The organism is Pseudomonas sp. AC242, from assembly GCF_979258655.1.
Window position 1 is genome coordinate 2,289,414 of the sequence record NZ_OZ409873.1, and the last position, 24,540, is coordinate 2,313,953.

At 58.7% G+C, this 24,540-nt stretch carries 17 protein-coding genes; 15 read left to right on the top strand and 2 right to left on the bottom strand.

What is annotated here, in order from left to right:
- Window positions 1-6: 6 nt before the first annotated feature.
- The 4 genes from ACZZ0A_RS10410 to pgm all read left to right on the top strand — a co-directional run bounded on the left by ACZZ0A_RS10410 (window position 7) and on the right by pgm (window position 6,223).
- The gene (locus ACZZ0A_RS10410) at window positions 7-1,029 is read left to right on the top strand and encodes a zinc-dependent alcohol dehydrogenase family protein (RefSeq protein WP_007914918.1); all 1,023 of its coding nucleotides are present in this window, start codon (window positions 7-9) and stop codon (window positions 1,027-1,029) included.
- A 546-nt stretch (window positions 1,030-1,575) separates the two neighbouring features.
- Entirely contained in the window at window positions 1,576-3,027 is a 1,452-nt protein-coding gene (locus ACZZ0A_RS10415; RefSeq protein ID WP_463542988.1) for a hypothetical protein, read from the top strand.
- Window positions 3,028-3,076: 49 nt separating this feature from the next.
- Window positions 3,077-4,474, top strand: a complete 1,398-nt coding sequence (locus ACZZ0A_RS10420) for an aminotransferase-like domain-containing protein (protein ID WP_463542989.1) — start codon at window positions 3,077-3,079, stop codon at window positions 4,472-4,474.
- A gap of 105 nt (window positions 4,475-4,579) precedes the next feature.
- Window positions 4,580-6,223, top strand: coding sequence for a phosphoglucomutase (alpha-D-glucose-1,6-bisphosphate-dependent) (gene pgm, locus ACZZ0A_RS10425; RefSeq protein WP_007914911.1), 1,644 nt, complete (start codon window positions 4,580-4,582; stop codon window positions 6,221-6,223).
- A gap of 72 nt (window positions 6,224-6,295) precedes the next feature.
- On the opposite strand, the gene ACZZ0A_RS10430 is transcribed toward pgm, so the two are convergent.
- The gene (locus tag ACZZ0A_RS10430; protein WP_463542990.1) at window positions 6,296-6,991 is read right to left on the bottom strand and encodes a pirin family protein; all 696 of its coding nucleotides are present in this window, start codon (window positions 6,989-6,991) and stop codon (window positions 6,296-6,298) included.
- Between the two features lie 279 nt (window positions 6,992-7,270).
- On the opposite strand from ACZZ0A_RS10430, the gene ACZZ0A_RS10435 reads away from it, so the two are divergent.
- Window positions 7,271-9,745, top strand: coding sequence for a UvrD-helicase domain-containing protein (locus tag ACZZ0A_RS10435; protein ID WP_463542991.1), 2,475 nt, complete (start codon window positions 7,271-7,273; stop codon window positions 9,743-9,745).
- Between the two features lie 49 nt (window positions 9,746-9,794).
- Here the strand turns inward: ACZZ0A_RS10435 and ACZZ0A_RS10440 are convergent, their stop codons facing one another.
- Window positions 9,795-10,067 (bottom strand): DUF1652 domain-containing protein, encoded by a 273-nt coding sequence (locus ACZZ0A_RS10440; protein WP_038367758.1) that lies wholly within the window; start codon window positions 10,065-10,067, stop codon window positions 9,795-9,797.
- 263 nt (window positions 10,068-10,330) lie between these two features.
- Here ACZZ0A_RS10440 and ACZZ0A_RS10445 point away from each other — a divergent pair, with 263 nt between their 5' ends.
- From ACZZ0A_RS10445 to eprS, 10 genes are all read left to right on the top strand, one after another.
- Window positions 10,331-11,146: a helix-turn-helix domain-containing protein gene (locus tag ACZZ0A_RS10445; RefSeq protein ID WP_123375151.1), complete on the top strand. Its 816-nt coding sequence runs from the start codon at window positions 10,331-10,333 to the stop codon at window positions 11,144-11,146.
- 52 nt (window positions 11,147-11,198) lie between these two features.
- The gene (locus ACZZ0A_RS10450) at window positions 11,199-12,605 is read left to right on the top strand and encodes an NAD(P)/FAD-dependent oxidoreductase (protein WP_095113291.1); all 1,407 of its coding nucleotides are present in this window, start codon (window positions 11,199-11,201) and stop codon (window positions 12,603-12,605) included.
- A 41-nt stretch (window positions 12,606-12,646) separates the two neighbouring features.
- Window positions 12,647-12,991, top strand: coding sequence for a cupin domain-containing protein (locus ACZZ0A_RS10455; protein ID WP_123375153.1), 345 nt, complete (start codon window positions 12,647-12,649; stop codon window positions 12,989-12,991).
- Between the two features lie 59 nt (window positions 12,992-13,050).
- Window positions 13,051-14,136, top strand: a complete 1,086-nt coding sequence (locus ACZZ0A_RS10460) for a polyamine ABC transporter substrate-binding protein (protein WP_463542992.1) — start codon at window positions 13,051-13,053, stop codon at window positions 14,134-14,136.
- 456 nt (window positions 14,137-14,592) lie between these two features.
- A complete protein-coding gene (locus ACZZ0A_RS10465) occupies window positions 14,593-16,038 on the top strand; it encodes a serralysin family metalloprotease (RefSeq protein ID WP_095113289.1) in 1,446 nt (481 codons plus the stop codon).
- A 93-nt stretch (window positions 16,039-16,131) separates the two neighbouring features.
- Window positions 16,132-16,554: an AprI/Inh family metalloprotease inhibitor gene (locus ACZZ0A_RS10470; RefSeq protein WP_176472339.1), complete on the top strand. Its 423-nt coding sequence runs from the start codon at window positions 16,132-16,134 to the stop codon at window positions 16,552-16,554.
- Between the two features lie 209 nt (window positions 16,555-16,763).
- Window positions 16,764-18,539 carry a type I secretion system permease/ATPase gene (locus ACZZ0A_RS10475; protein WP_007914893.1) on the top strand — a complete coding sequence of 592 codons (1,776 nt, stop codon included), beginning with the start codon at window positions 16,764-16,766 and terminating at the stop codon, window positions 18,537-18,539.
- Window positions 18,536-19,885, top strand: a complete 1,350-nt coding sequence (locus ACZZ0A_RS10480) for an HlyD family type I secretion periplasmic adaptor subunit (protein ID WP_007914892.1) — start codon at window positions 18,536-18,538, stop codon at window positions 19,883-19,885. The genes ACZZ0A_RS10475 and ACZZ0A_RS10480 overlap by 4 nt, the downstream gene beginning before the upstream one ends.
- Window positions 19,886-19,887: 2 nt before the next feature.
- Entirely contained in the window at window positions 19,888-21,258 is a 1,371-nt protein-coding gene (locus ACZZ0A_RS10485; protein WP_007914891.1) for a TolC family outer membrane protein, read from the top strand.
- A gap of 316 nt (window positions 21,259-21,574) precedes the next feature.
- Window positions 21,575-24,535 carry an autotransporter serine peptidase EprS gene (gene eprS, locus ACZZ0A_RS10490; RefSeq protein WP_463542993.1) on the top strand — a complete coding sequence of 987 codons (2,961 nt, stop codon included), beginning with the start codon at window positions 21,575-21,577 and terminating at the stop codon, window positions 24,533-24,535.
- Window positions 24,536-24,540 lie beyond the last annotated feature (5 nt).

Sequence of the window (24,540 nt, forward strand, 5' to 3'; positions counted from 1 at the left end):
TTTGCGATGTCCCGCACGATCCGTTTTCACAAGTTTGGTCCGGCCGAGGTGCTCAAATGCGAAGAGCATGCGGCCGCTCAGCCAGGTCCTGGCGAAGTGCAGGTGCGTGTCGAGGCAATCGGCATCAGCTGGTACGACACCCTGTGGCGTCAGAACCTGGCATCGTCCCAGGCACGTTTGCCATCGGGTCTTGGCCATGAAATGGCCGGCGTGGTCACTGCAGTCGGTGCCGATGTCGAGGACCTGTCCGTCGGTGACAAGGTCGCGAGTTTTCCGGCTGAAAGCCCGAACGACTATCCGGTATACGGCGAGTCGATCGTACTGCCGCGTACTGCGCTGACCCGTTATCCGGATGTGCTCAGCCCGATCGAAGCCAGCGTGCATTACACGCCGCTGCTGATCGCCTACTTTGCCTACGCCGATCTGGCGCGGGTCAAGCCTGGGCAATTCGCTCTGGTCACGGACGCCAGCCATTGTGCCGGTCCCTCGTTTGTCCAGTTGGGCAAGGCGATGGGCGTGCGGGTGATCGCTGCGACCAAAGAAGCCGAAGAGCGCGAGTACCTGCTGTCCCTCGGTGCAGAAAAGGTCATCGTCACGGAAGAGGAAGATCTGTTGATGCGAATCAACAAGATCACCGACAACCGTGGTGTCGATGTGGTGTTCGATGGTCTCGGCGGCCCACAGATGTCGCTGCTTGGCGATGTGCTGGCGCCGCGTGGCAGCCTGGTGCTGTACGGTTTGCAGGGCGGCAACCAGACGCCGTTCCCGGCCTGTGCAGCGTTCCAGAAGAACATCCAGTTTTTCGTGCACTGCATCGGCAACTTCACCGGCAAGCCGGAACTGGGCATCACTCAGGACCACGTCGCTCTGCAACGTGCCTTGCGTGACATCAACCAGTTGACCGCTGATCGTGTGTTGCTACCGCTGAAAACGCGGGTTTTCCCGTTCAACGAATTCGTCGAAGCGCATCGCTACATGGACGAATGCCCATGCCGCGAACGGGTTGCCCTGCAAGTCGAACCGGCGTAAGCCTTGTCATCAGAGTCCGTGGCCCCACGGACTCTTGTGCGTTTACCTCCCTCCTGAAAAACACAGCGCTCTGGTGCAGCCCCGGGACCGTTCAGCAACTGAACTGGTTTTTGCTCCCTATCTGTATCTTCTAATCACAATGTAAGCCCTGATAATTGAATGATTACTTTCATCTCAAGGAATGAGCCATGGCTGTGCATTCAATTTGTCCTGCGCGATATCAAACGAATAAATCGATTGATCAAGCCAACTTTTGTTTAATTGTTGTAGGGCTATTCGGAAACTGCTTCTCTTTTTCTTGTACTCACTTGTCGTGGGACATTGTGGGAAGTTTCCTAGGACTGCGTCCGGAAAAAAATATCCCTGCAATTACAGCGGCTTGAGGCTGTTGGTCGGTCGCTGAAGGGGTTTTTGCAGCTCAAGTGTTTCAAATAACTACAAACTTGTAAGTGTTAGCATTCGAACGTCTATTACTTATTGATGAATTGTCGCCAGACTGATTTTCAGTCCGCGCGGCATGAAACTTTCGATACCGGGTAAATACCGATGAGCACGATCCATGATCAGGCAATGAACTATGTCTACCAGCAAGTATTGCAACGTTTGCTGAGTTTCTTCTCTCGCGCGGAACGCACGGCGTTGCAGTTGCTGATCCAGCGACTGGCAGTGGCCGCCGGCGGTATGGAGAACATCGGTCATTTCAAGGTTCTGGTGAACCAGTCAGGGTCGCGCGACAGTTGTTATACGCTGGCCCTTTTACGGGCCGCACAACTGACCATTGCTGGCCGATCGCCCGCGACCTTTCAGCTGCGGGTCGCCAACCTGCGTTGGAACGGCAGCAGCCCGGCGTCCCTGCAAAACATGCACCGCAGCTACAGCGCGCTGTTTCTGTATGACGATCCACGAGTCGAACTGGTGATGGTGGATCACCGCGAGGTCCTGCCGTTTGATCATCAGGCACCCATTGGCGAGGCGGGGCGTGAAGCCAACCGCGTCAATCTGTTGCTGATCGGCCATCGTCGAACCTGGAACGAAACGCTTGAACTGTGGGATGACGCTTATCTGGCCACTGCCGAGTTCTACGGGCAGGTTGCCCGCTGGAACAATGGCGTCGATGCGATGATCGGCAGTGAATCCGTGCGCCGTCAGGGGCACTTCCTGGAGGGATTGGGGCGCGCCGCGCAGAAAGCCGCGATTGCCGGGCCGCAGGTGAGTTCTCTCGGCTTTGACATGCTGTTCCCGCTTCTCGATGGACTGGGTGGCGATTATTACCGCGAGTTTTATCCCGAAGAAGAGCGGGTAGCGTGGCGTCCCGAAGGTCAATTCGAGGCCTGTCGGCGCACCAGTTTCATCAGCATCAACGACATGATTGTCGGCAAGCTCGAAGAACGCTGGCCCTTGCTGAGTGATTTTCTGGGTTTCCAGGCTGATGACCTGACGCTTTATCAAGGTGATAACGAACATGTGGAACCTCTGGTAGCTGCGCATCTGCAGGGCTTGCAGGCGCACTTCATCGAGGGACGGACCTACGAGGCTGGCGTCAGCGATTACCTGAAAAACAGCCTGATATCCATGCGACAAAAACAGGTTCCCGAACCTGTTTGCGAACAGTTGCTGGCGAGTTTCGGCAATCTGCAGGCACTCGAGTCTCTGCGTAAGCAGGCAGAAAGCGCTCTGCAGGCCAATTTCGAACTGAATGAAATCCAGCTGACGTGCTTGCTGTTTTCACCGTTCATCAATGCTGGCGCCGGGCTCGAGCGGTTCTTGCGCAATTGTCACCCCGGCATGTTGGTGGCGTTGCCGGATCTGCACCGGGCGATGCAGGGCCTGCATGCGCCGGAACAGGTCATGAAATGGATGACGGATGTCAGTGGGCTGCCGGTCAGGCTGATTGTGCGCCTGTATGCAATGGGGCCTGTTCATATGCCTGCTGCCGGTGAAAAAGCCTCGCAGGACCCGGTCGTTGAACCGGCAGCTGATCGATCAGCGGAGGGGTGAACGTGAGCCTCGTGCAGGGAGATGGAGCCATGCCAACGGACGCGAGCTTGTGAAAGCGGCGAGGCAGAATGACTTTGTTTATCAGGCGGTATATCGATATCTCACGCTGCTGATAGACGAGGCGGGCAGTGGCTCGGCGGTGCGCTTGCCTTCACTGCGACAACTGGCGGATCGGCTCAATGTGTCGATCTCGACGGTCCAGTACGCCTATTCGCTGCTGGAAAAGGAAGGCAGGGTCTATTCAATCGCCAAATCCGGATACTACGCGCAAGCGCTACACGTATCGGACTCGCCCGATAGCGGCAGTGATTTGCTGGAAACCGTTTACGTCAATGCCAGGCGCCCGGGCATGTGTGTGCTGAGCGCCGATGATCCGGCCTCTCTGCAACCGCTCGACAGTCCGTTACTGATGCTGGAGCGCGAACTGCTGCGTCAATATCCGCGCCAGCCGCAAGCGCTCGTGCAACCTTGCGGAGAGCTTGAACTACGCACGGTAATGGCCGCGCGTTATACCTCGTCTACCGCCAATTACTGGCGTGCGGATGACGTCTATATTGGTGCTGATCTGCGCGGTGTCCTGGACATTCTGATTTCCGTGCTTGAGTTGCGTCGCGCCACCGTGGTCGTCGAGTCGCCCTGTGACTGGGTGATCTTGCGTCTGCTGGAAGCCGCCGAGGTGCGTGTTATCGAACTGCCATTTGCCGGTGGCGTGATTGATCTGCAGCGCCTGGAGTCGGTGCTCAAGAGTGAGTCGGTGCGTTTGATCCTGTTGTCTTCGGCGTTGAGCATGCCGCGGGGCAGCCTGATACCGCTGAGCAACCAACAGGCAGTCGCGCATTTGCTCGGGCGCCATGGCACTTGGGTGCTGGAAAACGATTGTTACAGCGAACTCCACGAAGGAGGGGGCACCCAACGATTGCGTGACTGGCTGGACCCTGATCGTCTGCTGGTGTTTTCCACGTTCGAGAAATTCATTGGTGCCGAGGCACCCTTCGGCATATTGCTCTCACGGCAGTGGCGCAACGAGTTGCAGAGGCATTTTCTGTTGCGCGCGTTTCGCTTGTCGCCGATCCGTCAGAAGGCCGTTGCCAGGCTGTTGGCGGGTGGTCGGCTGGATCAGCATTTGTTGATACTGCGACGAATGCTCAAGGAGCGTCGCACGCAATTGATTGAGCTGTTGCGTGAGCGTCTGGGCGATGCGTTGCAGGTTGTCGAACCCCAAGGTGGCGCGACCGTGTGGGTGCGTTCTCTGCGGCCGGTCAACATGGCACAGGTGTTCCAGCGCCTGCTGAGGCAGCAGATCATTATTGCGCCGGGCGAGCTGTTCAGCCTGCAAGGCCTGCATGCGCAGCATGTGCGGTTGAGTCCGCTGAGCCACGGCGAGCATGACTTGGCCCGCGTGGTCGGCCTGCTCGGTGACGCCTTGCGCCTGGCACCCGGTGAATAACGTTAAAAAACATCGGGAGCGTCCCGGATAGATCCCATCGCACTGCGGTCAAACTGCCAGTAAACTGCGCTCTATTCCTGAATCACTCTATTTCAGAGGTTTTGCATGACACTCAGTCCTTTTGCGGGCAAACCGGCACCGGCAGAATTGTTGGTCGATATCCCGCGACTGGTAACGGCTTACTACACCGGACAGCCTGACGCCTCGATTTCCACTCAGCGTGTGGCGTTCGGAACATCCGGGCACCGGGGCAGCTCGTTCGATTTGAGTTTCAACGAGTGGCACGTTCTGGCCATCAGCCAGGCGATCTGTCTGTATCGCGAAGCCCAAGGGATCACCGGGCCGTTGTTTGTCGGCATCGACACCCACGCCCTGTCGACTCCGGCCGGAGCCAGCGCGCTGGAAGTACTGGCCGCCAACGGTGTCACCGTGATGATCGCCGAAGGTGATGAATACACGCCGACGCCGGCCATTTCCCACGCCATTCTCTGCTACAACCGTGGCCGCACCTCGGGCCTGGCGGACGGCATCGTCATCACGCCGTCGCACAATCCGCCACAAAGTGGTGGTTACAAATACAACCCAACCAACGGCGGGCCGGCCGACACGCACATCACCAAATGGATCGAAGCCAAGGCCAATGAACTGTTGGCCGCCAAACTGGCCGGTGTGAAGCGCATCAGTTACGAGCAGGCGCTCAAGGCCAGCACGACGCATCGTCACGACTACGTGAACACTTATGTGGCCGACCTGATCAACGTGATCGACTTCGACGCCATTCGTGACGCCAAACTGCGCCTGGGTGTTGATCCGCTGGGCGGAGCAGGGGTGCGCTACTGGTCGGCGATTGCCGAGCATTACCGCCTCGATCTGCAAGTGGTCAACAAGGAAGTCGACGCGACGTTCCGTTTCATGACCGTTGACTGGGATGGCCAGATTCGTATGGACCCGTCGTCCAGCCACGCGATGCAAGGCCTGATCGGCCTGAAAGAGCGTTTCGACGTCGCTTTTGCCTGCGACCCCGATCACGACCGTCACGGCATCGTGACGCCGTCCGGTGGATTGCTCGCGCCGAACAACTATCTCGCTGTTTCGATCGATTACCTGTTCCAGAACCGCCCGCAGTGGCGTGCGGATGCTGGCGTCGGTAAAACCGTGGTCAGCAGCGGTCTGATCGATCGCGTGGCCAAGCGCTTGGGGCGTCGTCTGTACGAAGTTCCGGTCGGTTTCAAATGGTTCGCCGACGGCCTGTTCGATGGCTCGCTCGGTTTCGGTGGCGAAGAGAGCGCGGGCGCATCGTTCTTGCGCAAGGACGGTGGCGTGTGGAGCACCGATAAGGATGGCCTGATCCCGGCATTGCTCGCCGCTGAAATGACCGCGCGCACCGGTCGCGATCCGAGCCAGGCCTACAAGGCATTGACCGATGAGCTGGGCGAACCGTTCTCGGTGCGCGTCGATGCCAAGGCCAATCCGGAGCAGAAAGCGTTGCTGAGCAAGCTGTCGCCTGCACAGGTCACCTCGACAGAACTGGCCGGCGAGAAAATCCAGAGCATTCTCAGCCATGCACCGGGCAATGATCAGGCGATTGGCGGTCTGAAAGTGATGACTGAAAACGGCTGGTTCGCCGCGCGTCCGTCGGGCACCGAAGACATCTACAAGATCTACGCCGAAAGCTTCATCAGTGACGACCACCTCAAGCAATTGGTCGTTGAAGCGCAGACGCTGGTAGATGGCGCCATTTCCGGCTGATGAAGTCGGCAAGCGCATGAAAAAAGGGGCAACCGTCTGGTTGCCCCTTTTTTTTGCCTGCCATTCGAGCGATCAGGCCAGATCCACCAGGACAATTTCACTGTCCTCAATGGCCGTGACGCTGAGCACTCGTTCCTGCGCCACCGCCACACCGTCTCGAGCTTGTGCACGCAAGCCGTTGACCTCAATCACGCCAGTGGCCGGCACCAGATACGCACGACGACCTTCACCCAGCTGATATTCGGCAGTTTCCCCGGCTTTGAGATTGGCCGCGACCAATCTTGCATCAGCGCGAATCCGCAAGCTCTGGTCATCACCTTCCTTGCCGCTGGCCAGCGTGACAAAGCCTTCGCGCTGGCCTTTCGGGAATGGTTTGGCACCCCACGAGGGCGGCGCGCCGGTTTCCGTTGGCAGGATCCAGATCTGGAAGATCTTGGTGTCCTTGGCTTCCAGGTTGTATTCGCTATGCGCGATGCCGGTGCCGGCGCTCATCACCTGAACGTCGCCAGCCTCGGTGCGACCCTTGTTGCCGAGATTGTCCTGGTGAGTAATCGCACCTTCACGGACATACGTGATGATTTCCATGTCGCGATGCGGATGTTGTGGAAAGCCAGTACCTGCGGCGATCACGTCATCGTTCCACACCCGCAGGTTGCCCCAGCTCATGCGCTGCGGATCGTAGTACTCGGCGAACGAAAAGTGGTGATGGGCATCCAACCAGCCGTGGTGGGCGCCGCCCAGCGAGCTGAAGGGTCTGAGTTCAAGCATGATCGTCTCCTCAAAAGGTTCGTCATGGGGTGTTAATGGTTGACACCCGACGCGACACCGGTGGTTTATGACGGCCATCATCTATCAGTCAATAATCGATAAAAAGCGTAAAAAGTGCGGCGTTATTATCGAATTGATCGATTGGAAACAAGCTCGAAAGGATCTCATCTCACCTTCAGTTCATCGCCTAAACCAATGACCTGTAAGCATTTCGCTAGAACTGAACGGCAAATACAGACACCATAGCCGCAACAGCCTCACACACTGGAGTCCGTCAGCGTGGCGCAACACACCCCCGATCTTCCTCCCGAACTTCGCCCCTTGGCCGAGATGCCATGGTTCAAACGTCTGGCTGCGCGCTTTTTCGGCCATGGTTTGACCCGGCTGCGCGCTCAACACCGAGCATCGTGGTTGCACGGTCAGGCCGATGGCTTTCGCAGCGGGCATACCGCCGGCGTCGAATATGGCTTTAAGGAAGGCAAGCTTGAGGGGCTGGAAGAAGGCCGTCAGGTGCTGCTGATCCGTGACAGTCGTAACACTGAGCATCGACCGCCCAGCGTCGATAACCATCTGTTTGACGATTGGCGCCTGCCGCTGACGGCCGAGCTGAAAAAGCGCATGAAGGCCGATGTCGCCCGTTTGCTGCCTGAGCACGCTCAACCGAGCGTCGCGCAGTGGAAGATGATTTTCAGCGAAACCCCGTCAACCTCAGTGGTAGCTGGCGCTGGCGCGGGCAAGTCCACCACGCTGGTGCTGCGCATTCTGTTGCTTAACCACTATCTGGGTTTTGAGCTGGACTCGATGACCGTGGTGACCTTCACCCGCGAGTCGCGCAAGGATTTCATCAACAAACTGATCGAGCTGTTCGCGCTCTGGGGCCTGGCGCTGAACCTGCGCCAGGCACGCGATCTGGTGCGTACTTTCCACTCGCGCATCCTGCCGATGGTGCGCAGCTTGCCGGGTTTCGAACGTCTGCAGGCCTTTGAAAACCTCAGTCACCGCGCACAAGGTGATGAGCAGGAGGTCGACAGTAACCCCTTCGACCTGCGCATCAACGATGCACAACGCCAGCAACTCAACGCCTGTTATCAGCGCTTGTTTAATGAAGACGAGCGTTTCCGCCAGTTGATTCAGCCGCTGTCCCGAGCTGGTTTGCAGCTCAAGGAGCTGGAACGCGATCATCCGGACGTGCAAAAACGCGTAGCGGTGACGCAGTTAGCCTCCCAGCGCGATGAAGAACTGTGCGATGCCATTGAAGATCTGTGGTTCCGCGCTGGCGCCTGGCCGATCAAGGGCATTGAGCCGAACCGGCAGAGTTTCGATATCAACGGCGCGAAATTTCACTGTCATGGCTACATTCCGAGCCTGGATGCCTGGGTGGTGCTCGGCTTCGATCCGCGGGAAAACCCGCAAACGAGCCGGCCAAATGCCAAGCTCAGCGTGCGCGCCGAGTGGGCAGTCAAGCGCACCCTGTTTCAAGCTTTCTGTCGTAAGCCTATGATTTGGCTAGATAGTTACGAATCGTCAAGGCGTGTTCTGGCCACGTTGGCGGGTGATGCCAGCGCCGGGCCGGGCTTTGAGTACAAGGTCAAGGGCGAGCTGGCTTCCGCGCCATTGCTCGACTGTTTTGTCGCGGCGGCCGGTTTCATCGAAAACCTCGGCCTGGACGTGCCAGACGCGGTCGGTCGCATGAGCTTTGCCAAGGACGACCCAGACCGGTTTTTCTTTGAGGCACTCAGCCTGTTCTGGCGGGCCTTTGAAGATCATCTGCTCGACCAGAAGCCGCCGATCATGACCTACAACCGGATGTTCGCGCTGTTCAGCGAGCACTCACCGGAAAACCTCAAGCTGTTGAGCGATGAGTTACTCAGACCGTTGTCGCATTTAATGATCGACGAGTTTCAGGACGTATCGCCGCAGATCGTCTCGTGGATTCGCGCCAGCCTCACGGAAATCCGCAGCCGTGGCCCCGCCATGCATGTCGGGAGGGGCGCGCAGCGTTCATCGCTGCTGTGCGTCGGCGATGACTGGCAGTCGATTTACGGCTGGCGTGGCAGTTCGCCGAGTTACTTCATGGCGTTCGACAAGGAATTCCCGTCGCCAGGCACCACGCGGGTGATGCTCAGTGACAACTACCGCAGTCACCAGCACATCATCGATGCCGCTGAACACATCGTCCGCGCGGCGCCGGCGATCCCCGGCAAAAAAGCCAAGGCCAGCGGTGCGCCCAAGCCGCTGCAGCCAGTCAATGTGCTGGAGCGCGATGATCAGGCCTTGGGGCAGCGCCTCGCCGAGCACTACCGCCAAGGTCATTCGATCTTGATGCTTTATCGAAAAAGCAGCGATAAGCTATTGATTGAAGAGCATATTCAGTCAGTGGTTAATGTTGATTCGAGCTTGCCGTACGAAGCGCGACGTCTCAAGCAACTGACCTACCACAGCGCCAAAGGCTTGCAGGCCGACGCGGTGTTTCTGCTCGGCGATTGCCAGCACCTGACCAGTTCGCCCTACAAGAACCAGGTCTATCGCATGGCAGGTTTGGGGAAGTCGGGCGACAGCGAACCGTACGACACTGCGCAAAAAGACGAAATCCTGCGCCTGGCCTATGTCGGTATTACACGGGCGGTCAGCCATTGCTACTGGTACGTCGAACCGCAGGAAGCGCAAGCGGTGAACATGCCGCGGGCGTCTGACCGGGTGGCCAAGGGCAAGCCGTTCTTCGTTGATCACCGTGTTACCAAACAAACCGCATAGGCACAAAAAAGCCCACAGAGATGTGGGCTTTTTGTTTTAAATCAAAAGCTTATGCGTAGCTTCTGAGAGACTCTGGAGGTACGAAGGCTTCCAGTTCATCCTCCACAGCCTCGATAATTCGTTCGACATCTGCTGCATTCATCACCGTCGCACACGGGATGCCAGCGATGGCGATCATGGTTTCGCCGCTGGCACGATCAAACAGACGGGCGATCATGCTGCCCGGCGCGTCCATCGTCGCCTCAAAACCCATGGGATGAAAATGCCAGCGCATCAGCTGGCATGCATTGGGAAACGTGACTTTGCTTGACCCTTTATTCATGTGTTGCCCGCCTTCTTCATCGAGCGCTTCCGTTTGCTCATGTTAGGTGGGAAGAGCCTTCATTGGCTCAACCGGTGACTGACATTAAAAGTAGCATCTGCATGTGAAATTCCTGTGAGATTTTTCAGTTCATTTTGCGATTGCTTCGCATTTTTTGATGTAAGTCACGGCCTACGCAATCGTCGCCAAATGGCCACTACGGATTAGTCATTGAAGCTCGCGCCGAACTTCGGCAAGCTCGATTCTTTTGCGCCGAGCCCTTTATGCACGCCGACGACGACGGCCCAGAACAGACCCAGGCCACGGCGGCCACGGTCATGCGCTATCACCTGAGCTGGAAGCACCGTGACCTCGACAGCGTCATGGCGCTGTATCACCCGGACATCCAGTACAACGATTTCTTCCAGAATCGCGTGCTCGGCCTTGATGAGTTGCGCGAGTACGTACGCGTCAGCATGCCGCGTGAATCCGACGAATTGCTCGAGCATTGCGACCGCATTCGCGTCGACGGCAACACCGCATTCATCCAATACGAGGTGACCTTGCGCGGCGGCGACGGCCTGGTGTCGTTCCGCTCCAGCGAGGCGATCACGGTCAAGGACGGGCTGATCTGGCGCGTCAACGAATACGCTTCGCTGGTGCGCACGCAAACTCACGGCACAAACTCGGCAAGTCAGCGCCCGGCGGTCAGTCGCCTGGGCTTGTCGCCGCGTCAATTGAGTTTCATGGCTGAAGACCTGCAACAGTACTTTGAAAAGCAGCAGCCGTATCTCGATCCTGAACTCGACTTGCAGCGGGTGGCGAAGGAGTGCGGTTACAGCCGCAATCAGATTTCCTACCTGCTTAATCAGGTGCTGGGGCAAAGCTTCTATCGCTACGTCAATCAGGCGCGCCTGCAGCATTTGCTGCGTGCGCTGGATAACGCCACACCGCCGGTGCGTATCGATGAACTGGCTTTCGCTGCCGGTTTCAATTCGTTGTCGGCGTTTTACAGCTGTTTCCGCCAGCACACCGGCCAGTCTCCGAAGGCTTACGTTAAACAAATTTCTTTGCGGACACGCGCGCAAGACAGCAACTGAGCACAGCCACTAGGATCGACGCCATCGAAGGTTTTCAGTGGCGGAGTCTTGCATGCCGGCGTGGCGCACTATCAGTTTGTGGATGGATCAACTCGATGAGCCGCTGACCGCGCGGCCCGAGCTTGAGCGAGATCTGGACGTCGACGTGGCGATCATCGGTGCCGGCTACACCGGCCTGTGGACGGCGTACTACCTGAAGAAACTCGCGCCGGGCCTCGACATTGCGATTGTCGAAGCACAAACCGCCGGTTTCGGTGCCTCCGGTCGCAATGGTGGCTGGCTGATGGGCAACCTGCTCGGCGAGGATCGCTTGCTGGCCGGGCTGTCGCCAGAGCAACGCCGCGCGTCATTCGATCTGCTGCACAGCATTCCCGATGAAGTGGAAATTGTTCTCGAACGCGAAGGCATCGACTGCGATTACCGCAAGGGCGGCGTGCTGTATTGCGCGGCGCGCTATCCGGAGCAGGAAGCCACGCTGCGTGAGTATCTGGCCAAACTGCATGCCCAGGGCCTGACCGACGACGATTACCGCTGGCTCAGCCCCGAACAACTGGCCCAGCAGATCCGTGTGGCCAAACCCTATGGCGGGATTTACGCGCCACACGTGGCGACCATCCACCCGGCGAAACTGGTTCGCGGCCTGGCGCGCACCGTGCAGAACATGGGCGTGAAGATCTACGAAAATAGCCCGGTCACCCATTGGCAGTCGGGCAGTTTACGCACGGCGAAAGCCAGCGTGCGCAGTCGCTGGATCGTGCCGGCCGTCGAAGGTTATTCGGTGACGTTGCCGCCGCTGGGCCGTTATCAGTTGCCGGTGCAAAGTCTGATTGTCGCCACTGAACCCTTGTCGGCGGCAACCTGGGAGGAAATCGGCCTCAATCGCGGCCAAGCCTTCAGCGAATTCAGCCGCCAAGTCACTTACGGCCAGCGCAGCGCGGATAACCGCCTGATCTTTGGCGCCCGTGGTGGTTATCAGTTTGCCGGCAAGTTGCGGCATAACTTCGATCTGACCCGCGATGAGGTTGAGCTGCGCCGCTATCTGTTCGGCGAACTGTTCCCGCAACTGAAAAACGTGCAGATCACCCACGCCTGGGGCGGCAACCTCGGCATGTCCCGGCACTTCAAACCGCACATGCTCTGCGATCGCGCCAATGGCATCGCGCTGTCCGGCGGTTATGGCGGGGAGGGCGTTGGCGCGAGCAATCTCGGCGGGCGCACCCTCGCGGAGCTGATTCTTGAGCGCGACACCGAACTCACCCATCAGCCGTGGGTGCTGCCGGACGGCGGCATTCATGCCCTGCGCGCCTGGGAGCCAGAGCCGTGCCGCTGGCTCGGCTACAACGCGATCATCAAAAGTTTCGTCCACGAAGACCAGACCCTGGCCAACCCGGCGACCGCGCCATGGCGGCGCAAGCTCGCCAGCCAGGTCGCGGGCTTCATGGAAGGTTTCATGCATTGAACGTCGATTTAATTCAAGAAAGCCCAAAGACAGGTCAGACCATGAGCATTACCCAGTTCAAAAACACCGCAACCCTGCCACTCGATGAATCCAACCCGGTGGCCGTACCCCTCGGCGAACCGGTGGCGATCGCCTCGACCACCAGCGTCGAGCGCGATGACGGCGTCGAGACCGGCGTCTGGGAATGCACGCCCGGGCGCTGGCGCCGGCAGATCACCGCGCAAGAGTTCTGCCATTTCATCTCCGGGCGTTGCACGTTCACCCCTGACGGTGGCGGCGAAACCCTGCACATACAAGGTGGCGACGCACTGATGTTGCCGGCCAATACGCTTGGTATCTGGGATATCCAGGAAACCGTGCGCAAGAGCTACGTGCTGATTTTCTGATTGTTTGATCCTTTTGATTGCCTGCCAACAAAAAAGAAAACCCACACAGGAATCGATCCATGATCCGCAAGACCCTCGCTCTGGCACCGCTGATGCTCGCCGTTTCCCTTGCTCAGGCAGCGGAAACGGTCAAGGTTTACAACTGGTCCGACTACATCGCGCCGGACACCACCAAGAACTTCGAAAAAGAGACCGGCGTGGGTGTCACTTATGACGTCTACGACAGCAACGAAACGCTCGACGGCAAGTTGATGACCGGTAAATCCGGTTACGACGTGGTGTTTCCGTCCAACCACTTCATGGCTCGGCAGATTCAGGGTGGGGCGCTGAAGAAACTCGACAAGAGCCAGTTGCCGAACTGGAAGAATCTCAATCCGGTGCTGCTCAAAGCCCTGCAAACCAATGACCCGAACAACGAACACGGCTTTCCGTACCTGTGGGGCAGCACCGGCATCGGCTACAACATCGCCAAAGTCAAAGCGGTGCTGGGCGACAACGCACCGGTGGATTCCTGGGACCTGATCTTCAAGCCCGAGTACATGGAAAAGCTGCAGAAGTGCGGCGTGGCGATCCTCGATAACGGCCCGGAACTGCTCCCGGCAGCGCTCAACTACTTGGGCCTGCCGCACCACAGCAAAAATCCCGAGGACTATAAAAAGGCTGAGGCGCTGCTGATGAAAGTGCGGCCGTATGTCAGCTACTTCCACTCCTCGAAATACACCAGCGATCTGGCCAATGGAGATATCTGTGTGGCTGTTGGCTTTTCCGGTGACATCCTGCAAGCCGAGAACCGCGCCAAAGAGGCGAAGAATGACGTCGACATCGGCTACGCGATTCCCAAGGAGGGCGCAGCGATCTGGTTCGACATGGTCGCCATGCCCGCCGACGCGCCGGACGAGAAGGCTGGTTATGCGTTCATGAACTACCTGCTGCGCCCGGACGTGATGGCCGGCATCAGCAACTACGTGCATTACGCCAATGGCAATGAGCAGGCGGACAGCCTGATCGACCCTGCGATCAAGAACGACACCAAGGTGTATCCAAGTCCGGAGATGATGGGCAAATTATTCGCGCTGGAGGCGATGCCGTTGAATATCGACCGGATCCGCACCCGCGTGTGGAACAAGATACGCACCGGTAGCTGATCCGCTTTTCCCCTGTAGGCGCTGCCGCAGGCTGCGATCTTTTGATCTTGCTTTCGAAAGGCAAAGTCAAAAGATCGCAGCCTCGTTTCACTCGTCAGCTCCTACAGTTTGGGTGAGCCATTTGGTTGATATCAATACACTGGCATCGCACTAATAAAGTGCAGGAAAGTGAGACGCGCCTAACAAAAAACAACTTACCCATATTTAATATTTAAATAGAAAATCGTCAGACAATTAGGCAAAAGCTCCGCAACTAAAACATTCTTTCACCTCCGCACGCTTTGTTTACGGCAGTTTCCCGAAACAGTCCGATTTGATCCCAAAAAAATCCTTTACGGCAGATTTCAAATTGTGTCAGGTTTCTTACGCCTTCATTGGGCGAGTGATAGGACGACCTCGCCAGAGATCGTCCTGTCGGACAAAAACTGTTCCATTGCTAAACAAGGAAGTGTGTTTATGTCGAAAGTTAAAGCGAATGCTATTGATACTGCCGAACAGGCTTTCCAGCTGTCAGCCTTCAGCTCGGCGTATAACCAGATCAATAGCTTCAGCCATCAGTACGACCGTGGCGGCAACCTCACGGTCAATGGCAAACCCTCCTACTCCGTCGACCAGGCCGCCACCCAGTTGCTGCGCGACGGTGCTGCCTACCAGGACAAGGACGGCAGCGGCAAGATCGAACTCACCTATACGTTCCTGACTTCGGCATCGTCCAGCACGATGTACAAGCACGGGATCACCGGGTTCAGTCAGTTCAGTGCACAACAACAAGCCCAGGCCAAGCTCGCCATGCAATCCTGGGCTGACGTGGCCAATGTGACCTTCACCGAGAAAGCCTCGGGCGGTGACGGCCACATGACCTTCGGTAACTACAGCGGTGGCCAGGATGGCGCTGCAGCGTTCGCTTATCTGCCAGGCACTGGCGCCGGTTATGACGGCACCTCGTGGTACCTGATCAACAGTGGCTACACGCAGAACAAGAATCCGGATCTGAACAACTACGGTCGTCAGACCCTGACTCACGAAATCGGCCACAGCCTGGGTCTCGCTCACCCTGGCGACTACAACGCCGGTAATGGCAACCCGACCTACAACGACGCGTCCTACGGGCAGGACACCCGCGGCTACAGCGTCATGAGCTACTGGAGCGAAAGCAACACCAATCAGAACTTCAGCAAGGGCGGGGTCGAAGCGTATTCGTCCGGCCCACTGATGGACGATATCGCTGCCATCCAGAAGCTCTACGGTGCCAACCTGACCACCCGTACCGGTGACACCACCTACGGCTTCAACTCCAACACTGGCCGCGATTTCCTCAGCGCTTCGTCGTCGAGTGACAAAGTGGTGTTCTCGGTGTGGGACGCGGGCGGCAAAGATACTCTGGACTTCTCGGGTTTCACCCAGAACCAGAAGATCAACCTCAATGACGCCTCGTTCTCCGACGTTGGCGGCATGGTAGGTAACGTGTCCATCGCCAAGGGCGCGATCATCGAGAACGCCATTGGCGGCTCGGGTAGCGATCTGCTGATCGGCAACAGCGTGGCCAACGAGCTCAAGGGCGGTGCCGGCAACGACATCCTCTACGGCGCTGGCGGTGCTGACAAGTTGTGGGGCGGTGCTGGTTCGGACACCTTTGTGTTCGCGGCCAGTTCCGATTCCAAGCCAGGTACGATCGATCAGATCCTCGATTTCGTCAGCGGTCTGGACAAAATCGACCTGACTGGCATCACCAACGGTGCCGGCCTGCACTTCGTCAGCAGCTTCACCGGTGCTGCCGGTGACGCGGTCCTGACGTCGTCGGGCGGCAACAGCCTGCTCTCGGTGGACTTCTCCGGGCACGGCGTGGCCGACTTCCAGGTCAGCACCGTTGGCCAGGCAGCGACCAGCGACATCGTGGCGTGATGTAGAAATGGAAAGCGGCGCGTGATGCGCCGCTTTCTTTGCTTGCATCGTATTAACAGGTAAGCAAGGCTACACGCCGGAGCGAATATTCCCATGATCAGTAAAGCTTTTACCTACAAGGTAGCGGCGTGGCTTTCGGCGGCGCTCATCATGATTTCAGGAGAAACCAGCATGGCAAGCAGCCTCAGACTCGAAGAACCCTCGGTGTTTGCCGGACAGTGGCAAGCGACATTGTCTACCCGGGATGATGATCGAGAAGCGCTAAAACAACAGGACAAGCCTTCGAATACGTGCCTCGTGGAATTGGCAGCCAACAAAACCTTGGGCAAAGGCGCCGACTGCCTGGGTGCATGGCTTGAAGAAACCCCGATCGGCTGGTTTCCTGAGCCGGACGGTATCGCGATCACCGGTAAAGAAGGCTCAAGAATCCAGTTTTTCAGCCGACAACGTGACGGGCTTTATCTGGCGACTTTGAAATCGGGTCTGGTGATTACGCTTGAGCGCGCAGCGCAATAGCCTTGATTATTCAAACGGCGACAAGGTTTTAATATAAAGCGCCACGCAATGGTTATAAGAAACGCTGAATGGCAACTGCACCGCAGTTAATCGCGCAAGTTGTTATGAAAGTGTAAGCGGTAGACGAAAAAAGCAAGTTCCGACGTTGCACGGATCATTAATTCGAATCTTGCCAATGAATGGCGGGAAATATTTTCCAGGAATAATCAATGAAGATGGCGAAGGCCCCAGCCACCGCTCCCTTAATCAAGGCATTGGGTGACTATAAAAGTATCCTGATCAGCGTCGGTTGCTTTACCGCGCTGATTAACGTGCTGATGCTGGTGCCCTCCATCTATATGCTCCAGGTCTATGACCGGGTGCTGTCGTCGCAGAACGAAACGACCCTGGCGATGCTGTCGTTGATGGTCGTCGGCTTCTTTGCCTTCATTGGCATGCTGGAAGTGATCCGCAGCTTTATCGTGATTCGCATCGGCAGCCAGTTGGAGCGCCGCTTCAACCTGCGTGTTTATCAAGCGGCGTTCGAACGCAACCTGTTCAAGGGCGAGGGCAACGCCGGGCAGTCGCTGGGCGACCTCACGCACATTCGTCAATTCGTTACCGGGCCGGCGCTGTTCGCGTTTTTCGATGCGCCGTGGTTCCCGGTCTATCTGTTCGTGATTTACCTGTTCAACGTCTGGCTCGGCGTGCTCGCCACCGCAGGCGCACTGTTGCTGATCGGGCTGGCCTGCCTCAACGAATACATGACCAAAAAGCCACTGGGCGAAGCCGCCGGTTATTCGCAGAAGTCCAGCCAGTTGGCCACCAGCCATTTGCACAACGCCGAAACCATTCAGGCGATGGGCATGCTCGGTTCCCTGCGCAAGCGCTGGTTCCAGGTGCACTCGCGCTTCCTCGGTCTGCAGAATCAGGCCAGCGACACCGGTGCGGTGATCAGCTCTGTGAGTAAAACCCTGCGCCTGTGCCTGCAATCGCTGGTCTTGGGCCTGGGCGCATTGCTGGTGATCAAGGGTGACATGACCGCCGGGATGATGATCGCCGGTTCGATCTTGATGGGTCGTGTACTGAGCCCGATCGATCAGTTGATTGCCGTGTGGAAGCAGTGGAGCGGGGCGAAGCTGGCTTACCGTCGTCTCGATGCGCTGCTGCAAGCGTTCCCGCCGAGTGACGACGCCATGGCGCTGCCCGCGCCGAAAGGCCAGATTACTTTCGAACAGGTCAGCGCCGGCCCACCGGGGCAACGCACGGCTACGTTGCAAATGGTCAATTTCAATCTGAATGCCGGCGAAGTGCTCGGCGTGCTCGGTGCTTCCGGCTCCGGCAAATCGACGCTGGCCCGTGTGCTGGTCGGTGTCTGGCCAACCCTCGGCGGCACCGTGCGCCTCGATGGCGCGGATATTCATCGCTGGAACCGCGACCAGCTCGGCCCCTACATCGGTTATCTGCCGCAAGACATCGAACTGTTCAGCGGCAGCATCGCCGAAAACATCGCCCGTTTCAGCGAGGCTGATCCACAGAAAGTCGTCGCCGCCGCGCAACAGGCTGGCGTGCACGAAATGATCCTGCGTCTGCCGCAAGGTTACGACACGCAACTGGGCGAGGACGGCAGTGGCTTGTCCGGCGGCCAGAAGCAGCGTGTGGCACTGGCGCGTTCGATGTACGGCACGCCGAGCCTGGTGGTGCTGGATGAACCGAATTCCAACCTCGACACCGTCGGTGAAGCGGCACTGGCCAGCGCCATTGCCGCGCTTAAAGCGCAAGGCACCACGGTGGTGCTGGTGACGCATCGCTCTTCAGTGCTGGCCCAGGCGGACAAATTGCTGGTCCTCAATGACGGGCGTTTGCAAGCCTTCGGCCCGAGTCAGGACGTGCTCAAGGCACTTTCCGGCCAGCAAGAACAACAACGGGAAAAAGCTGCACAGGCACCGGGCGGGCTCAGCATGAGTCGACAGTATCAGCCCTCGACAAGGAATTCGGGTGTATGAGCAGCGCAAGCATGAACACTGAAAACGAAGCGAGCATGGAACACGCCTACATTACCGAGCGCCCGGAACGCGATGCAAAGTTCTTCGCGCGTATGGGCTGGATTCTGGCGATCGTCGGCGCTGGCAGTTTCTTCACTTGGGCGGCGTTGGCGCCGCTGGATCAAGGCATTCCGGTGCAAGGCACGGTTGTGGTCTCGGGCAAGCGCAAAGCCGTGCAGTCGATGAGCAGCGGCGTGGTCAGCCGGATTCTGGTGCGCGAAGGCGAAATCGTGAAGCAGGGTCAGCCGTTGTTCCGCCTCGATCAGACGCAAGTCGCCGCTGACGTGCAGTCGCTGCAGGCGCAGTACCGCATGGCCTGGGCCAGTCTCGCGCGTTGGCAGGCCGAGCGCGACAACCTCAAGCAAGTGACCTTTCCCGCCGAGCTGAGCAATGATCCGGATCCGCGTCTGGCACTGGTGCTGGAAGGTCAGCGGCAACTGTTCAGCAGCCGTCGCGAGGCCTACTACCGCGAGCAGGCCGGACTGCGTGCGAGCATCGAAGGCGCCACCGCGCAACTGGCCGGCATGCGCCGCGCCCGCACCGATCTGAATGCCCAGGCCGACTCGCTGCAACAACAGCTGAGCAACCTGCAACCGCTGGCGGACAACGGCTACATCCCGCGCAACCGCTTGATGGAGTACCAGCGTCAACTGTCGCAAGTGCAGCAGCAACTGGCGGAAAACACCGGTGAAAGCGGCCGCGTGGAACAGGGCATCCTCGAGTCGCGGCTGAAGCTGCAACAGCACGCCGAGGAATACCAGAAGGAAGTCCGCACGCAACTGGCCGACGCGCAGCTGAAAAGCGTGACCCTGTCGGAGCAACTGACCTCCGCCGGTTTCGATCTGCAGCACAGCGAAATCATCGCCACCGCCGACGGCGTCGCGGTCAACCTCGGCGTGCACACCGAAGGTGCCGTGGTGCGTCAGGGTGAAACCTTGCTGGAGATCGTTCCGCAAGGCACCACGCTGGAAGTGGAAGGGCACTTGCCGATCAACCTGATCGACAAGGTCGGCACGCATTTGCCGGTGGACATTCTGTTTACCGCGTTCAACCAGAGCAAAACCCCGCGTGTACCGGGTGAAGTCAGTCTTATTTCCGCCGACCAGATGGTCGACGAGAAAACCGGCGTGCCGTACTACGTCCTGCGCAGCAGCGTCAGCGATCAGGCCATGGAAAAACTCAACGGTCTGGTGATCAAGCCCGGCATGCCGGCAGAAATGTTCGTGCGCACCGGCGAACGTTCACTCCTCAACTATCTGTTCAAACCGCTGCTCGACCGGGCCGGCTCCGCGTTGACCGAGGAATAAGGATGTTCGGCTGTATGAATAAGCTTTCCATGCTCGCGGCGGCAATGATGCTGCTCGCGAGTCACTCAGCAGTGGCGGCGATGGGGCCGTTCGAGATCTACGAACAGGCGTTGCGCAATGACCCGGTGTTCCTCGGGGCGATCAAGGAGCGTGATGCCGGCCTGGAAAACCGCGCCATTGGCCGTGCCGGCCTGCTGCCGCGCATCGGTTACACCTACAACAAGGGCCGTAACTCCTCGAAAGCCACCTCGCTGGATGAGCGCGCGCGTAATCGTACCGATGACCGCAACTACAGCAGTTACGGCTCGGCACTGACCCTGCAGCAACCGCTGCTCGATTACGAGGCGTATGCCGCGTATCGCAAAGGTGTCGCGCAGTCGTTGTTCGCCGACGAAAACTTTCGCGGCAAGAGCCAGGAACTGTTGGTCCGCGTGCTGGATAACTACACCAAGGCACTGTTCGCGCAGGATCAGATCGATATCGCCCAGGCGAAGAAGAAGGCCTACGAGCAGCAGTTCCAGCAGAACGAGCACATGTTCAAGCAAGGCGAGGGCACGCGCACCGACATTCTCGAGGCTGAGTCGCGCTATGAACTGGCGACCGCTGAAGAGATCGAAGCGCGCAATGAACAAGACGCGGCGCTGCGTGAACTGGGCGCACTGGTGGGCGTGCCGGCGGTGGATATCGGCGATCTGGCGCCGCTGGGGCAAAACTTCCAGACCTTCGCGCTGATGCCAGCCAATTACGACACCTGGCACGAAATGGCGGTGAGCAATAACCCGAATCTGGCCTCGCAGCGCCAGGCCGTGGAAGTTGCGCGTTATGAAGTGGAACGCAATCGCGCCGGGCATCTGCCGAAAATCAATGCCTATGCCTCGATGCGCCAGAACGAATCAGAAAGCGGCAATACCTACAACCAGCGCTACGAAACCAACACCATTGGTTTCGAAGTCAGCGTGCCGTTGTATGCCGGGGGCGGGGTGTCGGCGTCGACGCGTCAGGCCAGCCGCACCATGGAACAGGCGGAGTACGAGCTTGATGGCAAGACACGCGAGACGCTGATCGAACTGCGTCGTCAGTTCAGTGCGTGTTTGTCCGGGGTAAGCAAACTGCGCGCTTATCAGAAAGCGTTGAGCTCGGCGGAAGCGCTGGTGGTGTCGACCAAGCAGAGCATTCTCGGTGGCGAACGCACCAACCTCGACGCGTTGAACGCCGAGCAGCAACTGTTCACCACGCGCCGTGATCTGGCGCAGGCTCGGTATGACTATTTGATGGCGTGGACCAAGTTGCATTACTACGCCGGGACGTTGAACGAGCAGGATCTGGCGCGGGTGGATGAGGCATTTGTGGTCGCTCACCAGCCCTCACCCTAACCCTCTCCCAGAGGGAGAGGGGACCGATCGGGGGATATTTTAGAAGTACGCCGACCTGATCGAGCGGCACCGAATCCATAATCGACCGGGGTTTTCAGGTCGATGTATGACGTGAGACACCTCGGTCAGCTCCCTCTCCCTCGGGGAGAGGGCTGGGGTGAGGGGATGTGCTTTACCTAATCCACAATCGACCCAGGTTTTCAGGTCGATGAATGACGCAAGACACCTCGGTCGGCTCCCTCTCCCTCGGGGAGAGGGCTGGGGTGAGGGGAACAGGCAACACCGCAAAAGAACCTGCATAAAACAATAAAAGTGAATGGTGAACATGGACGGACGTATCAAACCTATTTCGCTCGGCACCTTGCTGCTTACGATTTCCGCAAACCCCGCTCAGGCGCAATACCTGGAACCTGGAAAACCCGGCGATCCGGCCAGTTGGCGCACTGCCGAATTCCTCCGTGACTGGGGCCTTGAGCGGATGCAGGCCGACAAAGCCTACGCGGCAGGATTTAGTGGCAAGGGGGTAAAAATCGGCGCCCTCGATTCCGGCTTTGACACAACTCACCCAGAGTTCGCCAGTGACCGCTATCACCCGGTGACGGCCACTGGCAGCTACGTCGATGGCTCGCCGTTCAACGTCGACGGCACCCTCAATCCCAACAACGACTCTCACGGCACCCACGTCGTCGGCACCATGGGCGCCTCGCGCGATGGCAGCGGCATGCATGGCGTGGCGTACAACGCGCAGATCTACGTCGGCAACACCAACAAGAACGACAGCTTCCTGTTCGGCCCCAATCCCGATCCGCGGTATTTCAAAGCGGTGTACGACGCGCTGGCCGATGCCGGCGTGCGCGCGATCAACAACAGTTGGGGTAGCCAGCCGCCAGATGTCAGTTACCGCACCCTCGCGGATGTGCAGAAGGCCTACGCCCAGCACTACAACCAGGGCACCTGGCTTGACGCGGCGGCCGATGTCTCGCGGCGCGGGGTGATCAACGTGTTCAGCGCCGGCAACAGCGGCTACCCGAATGCCAGCGTGCGTGCGGCACTGCCGTATTTTCAGCCGGATCTCGAAGGCCACTGGCTGGCGGTCTCCGGGCTCGATCAGAACAATCAGCAGAAGTACAACCAGTGCGGCATCGCCAAATACTGGTGCATCACCACACCGGGCGCGAAGATCGACAGCACCGTTCCCGGCGGCGGCTACGGGATCAAGTCCGGTACCTCGATGGCGGCACCCCATGCGACCGGCGCATTGGCGCTGGTCATGGAGCGTTTCCCGTACATGACCAATCAGCAAGCCCTGCAAGTGCTGCTGACCACCGCCACGCAACTGGATGGTTCGGTGACGCAAGTGCCGAATGAACAGGTCGGCTGGGGTGTCATCAACCTGGACCGGGCGATGCGGGGGCCGGGGCAGTTGATGGGGGTGTTCAATGCCAATCTGGCGGCCGGACAGAGTGACGTCTGGAGCAATGACATTTCCGACAAGGCAGGCAAAGCCCGCGAAGATGAAGCACTCGCCGAGCACTATGCGTGGGAGAAAACATTCTTCAACAAGGCTTGGTACAACGGGCTTCCGGAGAATGCCAGCCAGCAGGACAAGACGGATTATGCGGTGGGCATGGCCCGCGACGCCGCATGGGAGAACAAGATACTTCAGGGTCGCCTGATCAAGTCCGGGGCAGGGAGTCTGTATCTCACCGGGAACAATACGTTCAGTGGCGAGACCATGGTCAACGGCGGTCTGCTGAGCGTCGACGGTACATTGACTTCGACGGTGACAGTCAATGACGGCGGTACTCTTAGTGGTACTGGTGTGGTCGGCGGATTGATCCTCAACCGCACCGGCCGCGTTGCGCCCGGCCACTCCATCGGCACGCTCAGCGTGATGCGTGACGTCCTTATGGGGGATCTTTCGACTTACGAGGTAGAGGTGTCGCCAACGAGCAGCGACCGAATCGTTGCCGAAGGCATGGCTGCCCCCGGTCAGGGTGCGGTCAGCGTGTCGCTGGAAAACAGTCCAACCCTGCTCAGTGCCGTCGAAGCGAGAAGCCTGCTCGGTAATCGTTACGTCATCCTGGAGGCGAAGAGCGGAATATGGGGCCAGTTTGGCAGTGTTCAACCGAACTATCTGTTCATCGGCGGCGTCCTCGATTACGGCGTCACCACCATTGAACTGAGTATCGAGCGCAACGCGACCTCTTTTGCCAGTGTTGGCCTGACCCCGAATCAGCGCGCGGTGGCGACGGCTGCGGAAAGTCTGGGCGCAGGCAACTCGGTGTATGAAAGCCTGCTGCTCTCTGAAAATGCCGCGTCTGCGCAACAGGCGTTCCAGCAACTGAGCGGCGAAATCCATCCAGCGCTGGGCACGATGCTGATCAACGACAGCCGCCAGTTGCGTGATGCAGTGGGCGAGCGTTTGCGCGATAACAATGCTGCGCAAAGCAATGGCTGGATCAAAGCCCTCGGCGCTTGGGGCACGACCGATTCGAGTCACGACACGGCGGGCTACAACACTTCGATTGGCGGATTGCTGGCCGGTGTCGATGGCGCGCTGGATGAGCAGACGCGCATCGGTCTGGTCACCGGTTATAGCGACAGTTCGCTGAGCATGGGCTCGGGCACGCATTCGTCGGCCAAGGTCGACAGCTATCACTTAGGCGCGTACGCCGGCCGTGAAATCGGCGCGTGGCGCTTGAGCACCGGCGCGGCATACAGCTGGCATCGCGCCGATGTGAAACGCGATCTGCAATACAGCGACCTCAGTGCCAAACAGAAAACCAAGGTCGATGCCACCACCACGCAAGTATTCGGCGAAGCGGCTTATCGCCTGCACCTGCAACCACTGGCGCTGGAGCCGTTCGCCAACCTGGCTTACGTGCATCTGGACACTGAAGGTTTCACCGAGAAGGGCGACGCCGCGGCGCTGAAAAGTTCGGGTGATCAACGTGACGCGGTGCTCAGCACACTCGGCGTGCGGGCGGTGAAGACGTTCAATCTGTCGACCCGGCAGGCACTGGATGTCAGCGGCCACCTCGGCTGGCAGCACAGCCTCAGCGACATCGATTCCGAGCAGCATTTGCGCTTTGCCAGCGGCGGCACGCCGTACGCGGTGGAGAGTTCGGCGCTGGTGCGCGATGCCGCGCTCGTTGGCGTGCAGGCCAGCCTGGCGTTGAGCAAGGACGTGCGCGTCAACCTTGATTACAACGGACAACTGGCCAATCGCGAGAAAAGCCATGGCGTCGGCCTGAGCCTGAACTGGCAGTTCTAACCCAC